Annotated in this window: 14 protein-coding genes; 1 reads left to right on the top strand and 13 read right to left on the bottom strand. The window is 35.4% G+C overall.

Going from position 1 to position 12,578, the window contains the following annotated elements; genetic code table 11:
* Positions 1–85 precede the first annotated feature (85 nt).
* The 7 genes from atpB to DBO93_RS18620 all read right to left on the bottom strand — a co-directional run bounded on the left by atpB (position 86) and on the right by DBO93_RS18620 (position 6,724).
* A complete protein-coding gene (gene atpB, locus DBO93_RS18590; RefSeq protein WP_108457670.1) occupies positions 86–856 on the bottom strand; it encodes a F0F1 ATP synthase subunit A in 771 nt (256 codons plus the stop codon).
* Between the two features lie 17 nt (positions 857–873).
* Entirely contained in the window at positions 874–1,266 is a 393-nt protein-coding gene (locus tag DBO93_RS18595) for an ATP synthase subunit I (protein ID WP_239059043.1), read from the bottom strand.
* Positions 1,267–1,578: 312 nt separating this feature from the next.
* Positions 1,579–2,469, bottom strand: a complete 891-nt coding sequence (locus tag DBO93_RS18600) for a ParB/RepB/Spo0J family partition protein (protein ID WP_108457671.1) — start codon at positions 2,467–2,469, stop codon at positions 1,579–1,581.
* Between the two features lie 14 nt (positions 2,470–2,483).
* Entirely contained in the window at positions 2,484–3,284 is an 801-nt protein-coding gene (locus tag DBO93_RS18605; RefSeq protein ID WP_108457672.1) for a ParA family protein, read from the bottom strand.
* 40 nt (positions 3,285–3,324) lie between these two features.
* Positions 3,325–3,951: a 16S rRNA (guanine(527)-N(7))-methyltransferase RsmG gene (rsmG, locus tag DBO93_RS18610; RefSeq protein ID WP_108457673.1), complete on the bottom strand. Its 627-nt coding sequence runs from the start codon at positions 3,949–3,951 to the stop codon at positions 3,325–3,327.
* Positions 3,952–3,981: 30 nt separating this feature from the next.
* Positions 3,982–5,871, bottom strand: coding sequence for a tRNA uridine-5-carboxymethylaminomethyl(34) synthesis enzyme MnmG (mnmG, locus tag DBO93_RS18615; protein ID WP_108457674.1), 1,890 nt, complete (start codon positions 5,869–5,871; stop codon positions 3,982–3,984).
* Positions 5,872–6,280: 409 nt separating this feature from the next.
* Positions 6,281–6,724, bottom strand: coding sequence for a flavodoxin domain-containing protein (locus DBO93_RS18620; protein WP_108457675.1), 444 nt, complete (start codon positions 6,722–6,724; stop codon positions 6,281–6,283).
* A 151-nt stretch (positions 6,725–6,875) separates the two neighbouring features.
* Between DBO93_RS18620 and DBO93_RS18625 the strand changes: the two genes are divergently transcribed.
* Positions 6,876–7,421 carry a sel1 repeat family protein gene (locus tag DBO93_RS18625; RefSeq protein ID WP_108457676.1) on the top strand — a complete coding sequence of 182 codons (546 nt, stop codon included), beginning with the start codon at positions 6,876–6,878 and terminating at the stop codon, positions 7,419–7,421.
* Positions 7,422–7,483: 62 nt separating this feature from the next.
* Here DBO93_RS18625 and DBO93_RS18630 read toward each other — a convergent pair whose 3' ends face one another.
* The 6 genes from DBO93_RS18630 to rpmH form a co-directional block, all read right to left on the bottom strand.
* Positions 7,484–7,999, bottom strand: coding sequence for a hypothetical protein (locus tag DBO93_RS18630; RefSeq protein WP_108457677.1), 516 nt, complete (start codon positions 7,997–7,999; stop codon positions 7,484–7,486).
* 110 nt (positions 8,000–8,109) lie between these two features.
* On the bottom strand, positions 8,110–9,495 hold the full coding sequence (gene mnmE, locus DBO93_RS18635; RefSeq protein ID WP_108457678.1) for a tRNA uridine-5-carboxymethylaminomethyl(34) synthesis GTPase MnmE: 1,386 nt from the start codon (positions 9,493–9,495) through the stop codon (positions 8,110–8,112).
* Between the two features lie 204 nt (positions 9,496–9,699).
* Positions 9,700–11,346 (bottom strand): membrane protein insertase YidC, encoded by a 1,647-nt coding sequence (gene yidC, locus DBO93_RS18640; RefSeq protein WP_108457679.1) that lies wholly within the window; start codon positions 11,344–11,346, stop codon positions 9,700–9,702.
* Between the two features lie 6 nt (positions 11,347–11,352).
* Positions 11,353–11,601 (bottom strand): membrane protein insertion efficiency factor YidD, encoded by a 249-nt coding sequence (gene yidD / locus DBO93_RS18645; RefSeq protein ID WP_108457680.1) that lies wholly within the window; start codon positions 11,599–11,601, stop codon positions 11,353–11,355.
* Positions 11,568–11,924, bottom strand: a complete 357-nt coding sequence (gene rnpA / locus DBO93_RS18650) for a ribonuclease P protein component (protein ID WP_108457681.1) — start codon at positions 11,922–11,924, stop codon at positions 11,568–11,570. The genes yidD and rnpA overlap by 34 nt, the downstream gene beginning before the upstream one ends.
* A gap of 41 nt (positions 11,925–11,965) precedes the next feature.
* Entirely contained in the window at positions 11,966–12,100 is a 135-nt protein-coding gene (rpmH, locus tag DBO93_RS18655) for a 50S ribosomal protein L34 (protein ID WP_081150635.1), read from the bottom strand.
* Positions 12,101–12,578: the final 478 nt, after the last annotated feature.

A 12,578-nucleotide genomic window follows, 5' to 3' on the forward strand; every position in this document is an offset into this window, starting at 1 on the left:
CAAGGGCAAAAAATTTAATAATTCAGGCATCCTGCCTTACACCCCAAAGGGCCGAATAAATTCGTGCTAACTTGTTTCCTACAAATTAGTGATCTTCGTGCGCTAGACTCAAATATAGAATCGTTAGCATCATGAAGATAAACGCTTGTAATGGGATAACTAATAAATGGAAAGCTGCCCATAAAAAGTGTACTGGCAATTGGAATAAACCAATTGTAGCAATTAACAAGAATATTAATTCACCAGCGTACAAGTTACCAAACAAACGAAGTGCTAATGATAACGGACGAGCCAGTAAAGTAACCATCTCTAAAATAAAGTTAACCGGGTAAAGAGACCAATGACCGAAAGGCTGAGTCGTTAGTTCTTTAATGAATCCGCCAATACCTTTTACTTTAATTGAATAGTAAATGATAAGAACAAATACACCCAATGCTAAAGCAAAGGTCATGTTTGGATCTGTTGTAGGTACGGCTTTCATGTAATGAACACCGAACATTTCAAAAATACGCGGTATTAAATCTACCGGTACCCAATCCATAGAGTTCATCAACAATACCCAAACAAAAATGGTTAATGCTAATGGTGCGATGACAGGGTTATTACCATGAAAGGTACTTTTAACACTATCATCAACAAATTCTACAATCATTTCAACAGCACATTGCAACTTTCCAGGGACACCTGTACTTGCTTTTTTTGCAACTGAACGAAACAACATGATAAATACCAAACCTAAAAACACCGACCAACCAAGTGTATCTATGTGAACGGTCATGAAACCTTCACCGACAGATAAATTGGTTAAATGGTGTTTAATATATTCTTGGCTGGTAATTCCCGCACTTGAAGACATATTAATTATCCCAATGATTAAAGTTTAAACAAAAATGGTGTTAATAACGGCAAAGCCACTACTAAACAAAAACTGCTGAAAAAAGCTATTGGCTCTATCGCTAAAAATTTGAAGGCTAGCGCAAACAAAACGGCCGTTAATACAATTTTCAATTTTTCGCCACTGTAAAAAGAATCTAAGACCTTTTCTGACGATCTTGCTCCTGCATACTTAAATGCTTTATGAGCGAAGACAAAATTAGGAATTATACTTATTGCGCCACCAGTTAATACTGAGTGAGCATAGAATAATCCCCAAATAAAATATGTTGCTACACTGCAAATCAAAACAATGATTATCGTTACAAAAATTTGCATAAAGGCAAATTTTCTTCCTGGTTTAGCTAACGTATTGTGAATAAATAAACTCACCAGAAACTCCGTACGATTTTTTTCGTAATGCTTTCAGTTTTTTAAAGTTGATATTACATCCTTAAAAAGCCGTGCAAGTATACTTAATTACAGATTGAATGCAACATAATAGGGCATGCTTTGCCCACATATTCTGCTATTTAGTCCTGCTAAATGAATAAATTACTACTAAGGTATTATACAATATAGAAACTTCAGCTTTGAATAGCTTAATTCCTAATACAACAGCCAATATATTGTCTTTTTTAAATTATTAATTTGTCATTACAGCTATTAATATATTATGAATCTTCCCAATTCATAATATATTTTCTAAAAAGAATTAAAACGAGAAACTATCCCATCAAGTTCAGATAAGTCACTGTATGAAATAACTAATTTACCTTTGCCTTTTTTATTATGATTTATCATAACGGCTGAACCTAGTTTTTCTGATAAACTTTGTTCAAGCGCTTTAGTATTAGGATCTACAGGCTTTTCTTCTACTTCTTTAGCAGGTTGTTGCACTTTCTTAATTAATGCTTCAGTTTCACGAACGTTTAACTCTTTAGCTACAACAATACGTGCAGTGTTAGTTTGAATATCATTATCTAATGCTAACAGTGCTCGTGCGTGGCCCATTTCAATATCACCATGTTCGAGTAACGTTTTTACTTCACTGTTTAGATTGTTTAAACGTAATAAATTCGTAACCGCAGTTCTTGATTTTCCAACAGCGTCTGCAACTTCTTGGTGCGTTAACTCAAATTCAATTAATAAACGCTCTAATGCAATCGCTTCTTCCATTGCATTTAAATCTTCTCGTTGAATATTTTCAATAAGCGCTATTGCCACTGCTGCTTCATCAGGCACATGTTTAATCAAACAAGGTACAGTATCTAATTCTGCTAACTGTGCAGCTCGCCAGCGTCTTTCACCAGCAATAATCTCATAGCTATGTTCACTAACAGGGCGCACAACAATCGGCTGAATAATACCTTGTGCTTTAATTGAGTTAGCCAAATCGTCTAATGCTTCTGCAGACATGTCTTTACGTGGCTGATACTTACCAGGATGCAATTGCTCTATGGGAAGATTTTGTAATTCTGCATTTTTATTTGCTGATTCTGTTTTTTCATTGGCATTTACAGATGAATCTTCAGATGGTTTAGTTAGTAATGCATCAAGACCGCGACCTAGACCTCTACGTTTTGTTTGACTCATGATATTCCTTATTTCTACTCAGTAGTTGCTTGCGGTATAGGTTGTTTTTTTTGTTCAGCACGTCTTAAAATTTCACCTGCTAACGCCAGATAAGCTTTTGCACCAGTAGATGACTTATCGTAATACATAACGGGCGCGCCAAAACTTGGAGCTTCTGCCAATCGAACATTACGTGGAATAACCGTACGATAGACTTTATCACCAAAGTGACGCTTTAATTGTTCAGAAACATCGTTAGCTAATCGATTACGTGGGTCGTACATTGTACGTAATATACCTTCAATATGAAGCTTACCATTAACCACTGTTGTTAATTGTGAAATAGTATCCATTAATGCTGTTAGACCTTCTAAAGCATAATATTCACATTGCATTGGTACTAAAACAGAATCTGCTGCGGTCATTGCGTTAACCGTCAACATATTTAAAGAGGGTGGACAATCTATGATGATATAGTCGTAATCTTTTCTTACTTTTGATAACGCATTCTTTAAACGATGTTCTCTAGAATACACTTCCATCAACTTTATTTCTGCAGCAGTTACATCACTGTTAGCAGCAATAAGATCATAAACACCTGCGGTGTTTCTACAAACGACTTCATCGAATGGACGTTCCTCAATGAGTAATTCATAACAAGTCGCCGGTACTTCATATTTATCTATACCGCTACCCATAGTAGCGTTACCTTGTGGATCTAAATCAACCAGTAAAACTTTCCGTTTAGTTGCCGCTAGAGAAGCAGCAAGATTGACCGAGGTTGTCGTTTTACCAACACCACCTTTTTGATTTGCAACCGCGATTATTTTTCCCACAGGAACCTCAATTACTTTCTGATCAAAAGTTTATTATTATTTATGATTTAACCAATTCAATCAAATGGCGTTCGCCTTCTAACTGAGGAACAACAATAGTATAACTATTTTCAAGCTTTATATTACTAGGTAAAACGGATATTTCTTCATGAGGATAAATACCTTTCAATGCTAAAAATCGCCCATGATTATCACCCACTAAATGTTCACACCAAGTTACCATATCTATTAAAGATGAAAATGCTCGGCTAAGTACACCATCAAAAGGTTGTTCTGGATGATATTCTTCAACTCTTGATTTAACCGGTGTTACATTCTGCAGTTTTAATTGAAAAACAACTTGTCTTAAAAAGGTAATTCTTTTCCCTAAACTATCTAATAATACGAATTTTCGATCAGGATATAATATAGCGAGTGGAATTCCTGGTAAACCAGGACCTGTGCCTACATCTATGAAAGATTGACCTTTAAGCAGCGGCCCAACCATTAAGCTGTCCATAATATGTTTTATAATCATATCTTTTGGATCACGCACTGAGGTTAAGTTATAAGCCTTATTCCATTTATTTAATAATTCAACATATTGGATAAGTAAAGAAACTTGCTCTGTAGAAACCTCAAGTGAGGTTTCTTTAATTAGAGCAACGAGTTGTTCAGACAATGTCATAAGGCGAAATCTTTCTTTTAAGCTGACTATTTAAGCACTTTTGCGTAATAAGCCATGTTTTTTAAGATAAACCAATAATAACGAAATTGCTGCTGGAGTAATACCAGAAATGCGTGAAGCTTTGCCAATAGTTTCTGGACAAGCATCTGAAAGCTTTGCAACAACCTCATTTGATAAGCCCGATATTTGGGTAAAATCAAAATCTAGTGGGATCAAAGTATTCTCATGGCGTTTCTTTTTTGCTATTTCGTCAAGCTGTCGATCAATATAACCCGCATACTTTATTTGAATTTCGATTTGCTCTGATGCTTGTTTATCTGCAATTGCCGGTCCTAAACCTTCAATTGAAACTAAATCTTCATATCTAACTTCAGGACGTCGTACAAGATCTTCTAAAGAATTTTCACGACTTAACGGTGTTTTCAGTAATTTATTTACTTGTTCTACAGCCGGGTGATCTTTTTGTAACCAAGTTGAACGTAAACGTTGACGCTCTAGTTCAACATTTTCCATTTTTTCATTAAATCGTTGCCAACGTAAATCATCCACTAGACCTAACGATCGTCCTTTTTCGGTTAAGCGAATGTCTGCATTGTCTTCGCGGAGTAATAAACGATATTCCGCACGAGAGGTAAACATACGATAAGGTTCTTTAGTACCTAAGGTCGCTAGGTCATCAATAAGAACGCCCATGTAAGCTTGATCTCTAGTTAATACCAGCTCTTCTTTACCTTGTACCCTTGCAGCAGCATTGGTGGCTGCTACTAATCCTTGGGCACCCGCTTCTTCATATCCTGTAGTACCATTAATTTGACCAGCAAAATATAGGTTTTCAACAAATTTACTTTCCAAAGTCTGTTTCAAATCACGTGGATCGAAGAAGTCATACTCGATAGCATAACCTGGTCGGGTTATGTGAGCATTTTCAAAACCTTTGATTGATCTAACAAGATCCATTTGTACGTCAAAAGGTAAGCTTGTTGATATACCATTAGGATAAATCTCGTGAGTGTTTAACCCTTCTGGTTCAACAAATATTTGATGGCTATCTTTTTCTGCAAAGCGATGTATTTTATCTTCAATTGATGGACAGTAGCGTGGACCTATACCTTCAATAACACCTGTGTACATAGGTGATCTATCTAAACCAGATTTTATTATTTCATGGGTTTTAGCATTGGTATGCGTTATAAAACATGAAACTTGTTCAGGATGATCGTTACCCGATCCCATATATGAAAATACAGGACGTGGATCATCACCTGGTTGCTCGGCCATTACTGAAAAATCTAATGATCTAGCGTCTAATCGTGGTGGTGTTCCAGTTTTTAAACGATCAATTCGAAATGGCATATCACGTAAGCGTGCTGCAAGGTTAACACTTGCTGGGTCACCAGCTCTGCCGCCTTGGTAATTGTTTAAGCCAATGTGTATCTGTCCTGCAAGGAAAGTACCTACCGTTAGCACAACGCTTTTAGCTTTAAATTTCAAGCCCATTTGCGTTGATACACCTACGATCTTATTATTTTCTAAAATCAGATCATCACAAGGTTGTTGAAATATGGTTAAATTTTCTTGGTTTTCTAAATAATTACGAACAAAATTTCGGTATAAATTTCGATCCGCTTGGATGCGAGTTGCTCGAACAGCAGGGCCTTTGCTAGCATTTAAGGTTCTAAATTGGATCGCTGCGTGATCTGCTGCAGTGGCCATTAGTCCGCCAAGTGCATCAATTTCTTTAACGAGATGACCTTTACCAATGCCGCCAATCGCTGGGTTACAAGACATTTGGCCAAGCGTATCAATGTTGTGGGTTAACAATAATGTTTTACATCCCATGCGTGCAGCTGCAAGTGACGCTTCAGTTCCAGCATGACCTCCACCAACAACAATTACGTCATAAGACTCTTGATACCACATAAATTAATGACCTTAGATTATTCTATTTAAAAATTAAGAGCGATATTTTAGCGCTTTTTTCGCCTAAGGGGAATGATCTAATTTACGAAAAGATCTAAGCTTGATCGTTAAATAATATATAAAGATCTATTTAAAGATCTTATTATTATTACTTATTAGGATCCTTGTTTTCTGTTGATAAGTGCTTTTTATTGATTAAAAACAGTTAACTAACTACCACTAATAGTTGTGATCAAACCTTGATCAACTCATTTATAAGCTATGATCAAAACAGCTAGTTATCCACAGGGTGATTAATCTTAAATTCTATACACTGAATAATAATAGAAAATTAATAGCTTTTACCCAGACTTATACACAATACGGTTATTTACAGTAACTTATTGTTAGTAAGTTATGTGTAAGTCGATTATAAATGATCTTGGTTTTCAGATAACCAAGCTTGTGATCGCTCTTCTGGATCAATATCTTCATTCATATCTAAAGTAATTAATGGTAATAATTCTATACAACCTTTTGATAATAATAACTTATTTATATTTTTACCTGCATAACAAAAAGTATCATAGTTTGAATCACCAATAGCGATCGTGAGCAATTTAACTGAGGATAGATCTAGATCGGTATTTTCAATATCTGTAGCGAATGCTTGTATATTGTCTGGGTAATCACCAGCGCCATGAGTTGAAGTACAAATTAACCAAGTTTGATTTTTGTTTGATATTTGAGCTAAATCAGGTTGAAAATGCAATTCAACTTGATGGCCGTAACCAATTAATACTTCTTCACAAGCTTCAGCAACATATTCAGATCCGCCTAACATGCTACCAACAATGATTTGAAACGAGCTCATTTATTACCTCTATTAAGTTATTTAGTCTGGTTTATTTAAACCAATTAGTCTGTTTTAAGCACTACATTCACACAATATTACAATTTGAAAAACATAGAAACATCATGTTAGCTATTATATAGGTAATATAAAAATCAATACTGAAGACACTATGAATACAATTACTTTTAATTTTATTATATCAATGCTTTTATTATCTGTTGTTACTTTTAGTAATGCTTCTTATGCAAGTAATACCCTTGATATAAGTAGCTATAATAAAGAGCTTAAACAGGCTATTAGATTATATAAAGACAATGATTTTGAACAAGCATTACCTCAACTAGAACTTTTCGCAAAGAGAGGCGATAAAATGTCTCAATATATGGTTGGTACCATGTACCTTAATGCACAAGGTACTCAGCAAGACTTATTAAAAAGTTATGCTTGGCTAACTGTTGCTAACGAACAAAAGAGTGAGGTATGGGAAAGACCATTAATAATGTTACAAGAAAAGTTACCGAAAGATTATCTAGTTAAATTAGTAGCAGAAGGCAATGAATATTTAGCGCTTTATGGTGCTAAGAGTCAGCGTTTAAAATGCAAAAATGTAAAAGAATTAGGATCTAAAAAGCCAACTTATCGTTGTAAAAAAATGGAAGTTAAGAATGGTTACTACTTTGTTGATGATCAGCAAAGTATTACATCAATAGATTAATACGTAGACTAAGTTTGATTTTAGAACATGCAGCCATTAATACTGGTTGCATGTTCTTATATTTATAGAATTCTGCGTACTCTGATTCTACGTTTTGTACCTATTTTTTTAAGCTGAAAACTATTCATAACGCCTCTTGTTATAATAATAGAATCGCCATCTGAGAATTTTGCTCGTTTATCTCCACCTTTTTGTAACCAAATTTGACCATTTTCTAATTCAATTTCCCAATCTTTGTGCAAATTTTTACTTGCGACTTTAATGGTTGATTTAAATTCGTCAAATTCACGCTCTTTCTCTGAATACCTATGGGCCTTACCAAAAGATGAAACTAATTCTTTTTCTCCTTCTGCTTTAGTATTGATAGTTGATACTTCTAACTTACTCGTGCTATCAATTTTATTTTCTGAATTTAAAGTTGAATTTTTTGCAACGTAACTATCAAAACATTGTAATCTTTGTTGATTATTTTTCATTTCAGAACATTGAACGATTTCAACGCTTAAATTTTCTGCACTAGCCATATTGCTAATAAATACAACATAGGACGCTATCAGTAATTTGGGTAAGTTTTTCATTTTTTTCCTAGTTAAAAGCCTTTTAAATACCGCCAGTTTAATCACTAATATGGCTTTATTTAAATAGAGTGATCATTAATTTTTATGAATTTAACACATTATTGATTTTATTACTTTCCAATACAGAATGATGAGAATATCTGACTTAATAAATCATCGTTTGTGAATTCACCGGTAATTTTATTCAGTTCTTCTTGGCAAAACCGTAGTTCTTCTGCCAGTATTTCGCCCGCAACATAAGATTCTAATTGTTCTAGTCCTATTTCTAAATGTTGGTGTGCTTGTTCAAGTGCAACCAAATGACGTCGTCTTGCCATAAATCCACCCTCAGTGCTACCTTGGTAACCCATGATGTGTTTAAGGTGCTCTGTCAGCGCTGTAACCCCTTCACCCGTCTTTGCTGATAGTGTTATGGTAGGTGTAGTGTTCGCTTCACTGTAGCCAGTTTTTGCTTGGCTTATGTCAGCTTTGTTTCTAATAATAGTTAATCCGATATTTGCTGGTAGCTTTTCAAAAAATTCAGGCCAAACAGCTTTAGGATCATCCTTTTCATCTTGTGCTGAATCTATCATTAACAATACGCGATCTGCTTGTTTTATTTCTTGCCATGCTCGCTCAATTCCAATTTGTTCTACTTTATCAGCGCTCTCTCTAAGACCTGCTGTATCAATAATATGTAAGGGCATACCATCAATATGAATTTGTTCTGTCAATACGTCGCGAGTGGTGCCTTCGATATCGGTGACTATTGCACTCTCTTTACCACTTAGTGCATTAAGTAGGCTTGATTTACCAGCGTTTGGTCGACCAGCAATAACTACGCGCATTCCTTCCCTAATTATGCTGCCTTGCTGAGCTTTACTTTTTACTTCAGCTACTTGTGTAATGATCGCTTTTAAATCGTTCACAACTTTTTCATCGGCAAGAAAATCAATTTCTTCTTCTGGAAAGTCGATGGCAGCTTCAACGTACATGCGTAAATGGATCGTATCGTTAACCATTTTATGAACCAGTTTTGAAAAGTCACCTTGAAGTGAATGTAATGCGCATCTAGCAGCTTGTTCAGAGCTTGAGTTAATTAAATCGGCTATTGCTTCAGCTTGTGTTAAGTCAAGTTTGTCATTGAGAAATGCTTGTTCACTAAACTCGCCAGGACCAGCCATACGTACTTTTGGTAATGCTAATATCTCTTTTAATAACATATCTAAGATAATAGGTCCGCCATGGCCTTGTAACTCTAAAATATCTTCACCTGTGAAAGAGTTAGGGCCTTTAAAGTAGATTGCAATCCCTTGGTCTAGCGCTTCGCCTTTGCGATCTTTAAAGGTGAGATATTCAGCTTTTCTTAATTCAGGTACTTTACCTAGAATAGCTAGAGCGACATTTTTAACTTCAGGTCCAGAAACTCTGATTATGCCAACACCACCTCTGCCAGGTGCGGTGGCTTGCGCAGCTATTGTTTCTTTTTGGCTTGATGAAAAAGCAAGGTCTGACATAGGTATGTTCTCTGTTATCGATGAATACTCTTAATTGGCGACATTATAAACCGTTAACAACGCGCTTGAAATGCGTACAGTGGTTTTGTTTTTTATTTTTCACTTAAGTTTATGTATTAAGCTATGTTAACTCTTATTAGCACCAGATATTTTAGGCATAAAAAAAGGCAGCTTAAGCCACCTTTTTAGGAGATAAAAATAATGTTATTTCGCTTTGATCTTTTCTTTTTCTTTTTTCTTTTCGATGCCCGAGAATATTATTTTCATTTGAACAATTGAAATAATATTACTGACTAACCAGTAAAGTACTAGGCCTGACGGGAACCAGAAAAAGAATACAGTAAACATCACTGGCATATACTGCATTATTTTTTGTTGCATTGGATCTTGCACAGTCATTGGTTGCATTTTTTGCATAATGAACATACTAACGCCCATTAATACTGGCAATATGTAAAACGGGTCTTGTGCTGATAAATCTTGGATCCAAAGCATGAATGGTGCATGACGTAATTCAACACTTTCCAAAAATACCCAATACAATGCTAAGAAAATTGGCATTTGGACAATTAATGGTAAACAACCGCCAGCTGGATTTACTTTCTCTTTACGGTAAAGTTCCATCATAGCTTGTGACATTTTTTGTTTATCGTCACCAAAGCGTTCTTTTAGCTGTGTCATTTTAGGCTGCAAAGCACGCATTTTTGCCATTGAGGTATATTGCGCTTTCGTTAACGGGTACATACCGCCTTTAACGATCAGGGTAATGATAATTATTGCTACACCCCAGTTGGTCACAATAGATTGTATTTTAATCAGTAACCAAAATAGCGGTTGGCTGATCATAAACAAAAAACCGTAATCAATGGTTAAGTCTAAGTTTTCTTCGATTTTTTCTAATACGTCTTGGTCTTTTGGACCAACATAGAAAGTAGCTGAAGTTGTAGCTGTACTATTTGGCTCAATTGTTATTGCCGGAGCTTTAAAACCAATGACAGCATCTTTGTTACTTGAATATCTTGTATATAATTGATTATCAGCTGTTTTCTCAGGAACCCAAGAAGAAACAAAGTAGTGCTGCAACATAGCAACCCAGCCACCTTGAGTTGATACATTTAAGTCGGCTTCTTCAATATCAGAAAAGTCGTATTTTTCGTATACGTCTTCAGTTGTCGAGTAAGCAGTACCTTTGTAAGTCGGTATTAAGCCACTACCCGTGTCAATTAACGTAGTTTGTTTTAGTTGAGCATACATTTGAACACTTGCAGCATTTGAAGTGTTGTTTGCAATAATATATTCAACATTAATAGCATAGCTATCATTGTTCAGTGTAAAACGTTTAGTTACCGATAGCCCTGCGTTATCAACATAGTTTAAATCAATTACCAAAGGTTCATTGGCATTGGCTTGATATGTGGTTGCAGAAGTTTGATAAATAGGACGTCCTGGAATAACACGGTCTAAACCTTGAGCGCCTGTTAACCCACTTTGTGCAACATAACGATCTTTGTCGTTGCGCAAAATAGTAAAGGGTATGCCATTACCTTGTTCTGTATCGAACTTAAGTAATTTAGCTTCAACAATATCGCCACCATTGGTATCAATTTTAAGTGCTAAAACATCATTGGTTACTGAAATTACTGTTGCATTAACAACTTTAGTTTCATTACTTACTGACGTTGCTGTCGCTGATGATTCAGGAACAAAATCGCCATTAGTATTACTTGGCATTGTTTGTTGAGATACTGCTGGTTGCTCAATAATTGGAGCATTGTCCGTTTGCCATTGGGTAAATAGCAAATAGGTAACAACCATAAGCGCAATAAAAAGAAAACTGCGTTGGGATTCCATAATGTCTTATTTCTCTTTTTTTGATAGTGGCACGGGATCATGTCCTCCCGCATTGAGTGGATGGCATTTTAGTATACGTTTGCCTGCTAACCAACAACCTTTTATCACACCAAAGCGATTAATTGCTTCTATAGCGTAAAAAGAGCATGTTGGATCAAATCTACAATGGGGTCCGAGCAATGGGCTAAGCCAGCTCTGGTAAGCTTTTACTAGGGTAATAGCTATTTTTTGTGGCGTTGAATTACTTTGCGCCATATTTTTTCCAATTGCTGATTAATTTCTTTGTTTTCTAACTTGTCAGTGCCAGATTTCACCATAACGACTATATCTATATGGGGGAGGTTATGTTGATTTAAACGGAAGCTCTCGCGAATTTGTCGTTTAATACGATTTCGTTGTACAGCTAATTTAACCCGTTTTTTAGCAATGGCTAAACCGAGACGGTTATTATTATCAGAATTTGGAGTAACAAGAATAGTAATATGGCTAGAGCCAAAACGAAGAGGTTTGGAAAAAACAGATTGAAATTGACCGGGAGTCAACAGGCGTGACTCCCGATTAAATTCATAAGTAACCATAGCGGCTACTATTCCTTTAACTTAAATATCAAGTTAAAAGATTAAGCACTTAAGCTTGCACGGCCTTTAGCACGACGACGTGAAATTACAGCACGTCCGTTTTTTGTTGCCATACGAGCACGGAAGCCATGGTTACGCTTACGCTTTAATACACTAGGTTGAAATGTTCTTTTCATTACGCTAATCCGTCTGTTGTTGTTGCCCTGGCAAAACAGCCTTCATGAGCACACTGGGTCTAAAAATGAGGCGAAATTCTATATAGAGAAAGAGACTTTGTCAATGGTTATTCTCTAGCTTTTTTCAAAAGATCTTATGTTGATCGTCTTGATCTAAAATATATCCACAGTTTTATAACAATTATGCATTTTCAAATCAAAATTTTGCGGTTTATTGGGTAATAATTAAATAGTATATCGAAACTTTTTTAGCACTATTTTGATATTAAAAATTAGCAAGAAGCCTAATTCTATTGAGATTATTAAAAATAACTGAAAATAAAAGCTATTTATTGATTTGTCAATATTGATGTTGTGGATAACTATAGTGATAATAGGGAATTATAAAAAATCTAAATTTTTTACTGTTCTGCTTTTTATCATTTTAATTTATACGATATTAATCGCAAAAAGCAGTGTATTTATCAGGAGTCGGTTG

The organism is Colwellia sp. Arc7-D, from assembly GCF_003061515.1.
In the GTDB taxonomy this organism is placed as follows: domain Bacteria; phylum Pseudomonadota; class Gammaproteobacteria; order Enterobacterales; family Alteromonadaceae; genus Cognaticolwellia.

Bases quoted from the DNA above. Each gene is read 5' to 3' on its own strand.
- atpB (WP_108457670.1), bottom strand. From the start codon at position 856: ATGTCTTCAAGTGCGGGAATTACCAGCCAAGAATATATTAAACACCAT.
- DBO93_RS18600 (WP_108457671.1), bottom strand. From the start codon at position 2,469: ATGAGTCAAACAAAACGTAGAGGTCTAGGTCGCGGTCTTGATGCATTA.
- rsmG (WP_108457673.1), bottom strand. From the start codon at position 3,951: ATGACATTGTCTGAACAACTCGTTGCTCTAATTAAAGAAACCTCACTT.
- mnmG (WP_108457674.1), bottom strand. From the start codon at position 5,871: ATGTGGTATCAAGAGTCTTATGACGTAATTGTTGTTGGTGGAGGTCAT.
- DBO93_RS18620 (WP_108457675.1), bottom strand. From the start codon at position 6,724: ATGAGCTCGTTTCAAATCATTGTTGGTAGCATGTTAGGCGGATCTGAA.
- DBO93_RS18625 (WP_108457676.1), top strand. From the start codon at position 6,876: ATGAATACAATTACTTTTAATTTTATTATATCAATGCTTTTATTATCT.
- DBO93_RS18630 (WP_108457677.1), bottom strand. From the start codon at position 7,999: ATGAAAAACTTACCCAAATTACTGATAGCGTCCTATGTTGTATTTATT.
- mnmE (WP_108457678.1), bottom strand. From the start codon at position 9,495: ATGTCAGACCTTGCTTTTTCATCAAGCCAAAAAGAAACAATAGCTGCG.
- yidC (WP_108457679.1), bottom strand. From the start codon at position 11,346: ATGGAATCCCAACGCAGTTTTCTTTTTATTGCGCTTATGGTTGTTACC.
- yidD (WP_108457680.1), bottom strand. From the start codon at position 11,601: ATGGCGCAAAGTAATTCAACGCCACAAAAAATAGCTATTACCCTAGTA.
- rnpA (WP_108457681.1), bottom strand. From the start codon at position 11,924: ATGGTTACTTATGAATTTAATCGGGAGTCACGCCTGTTGACTCCCGGT.
- rpmH (WP_081150635.1), bottom strand. From the start codon at position 12,100: ATGAAAAGAACATTTCAACCTAGTGTATTAAAGCGTAAGCGTAACCAT.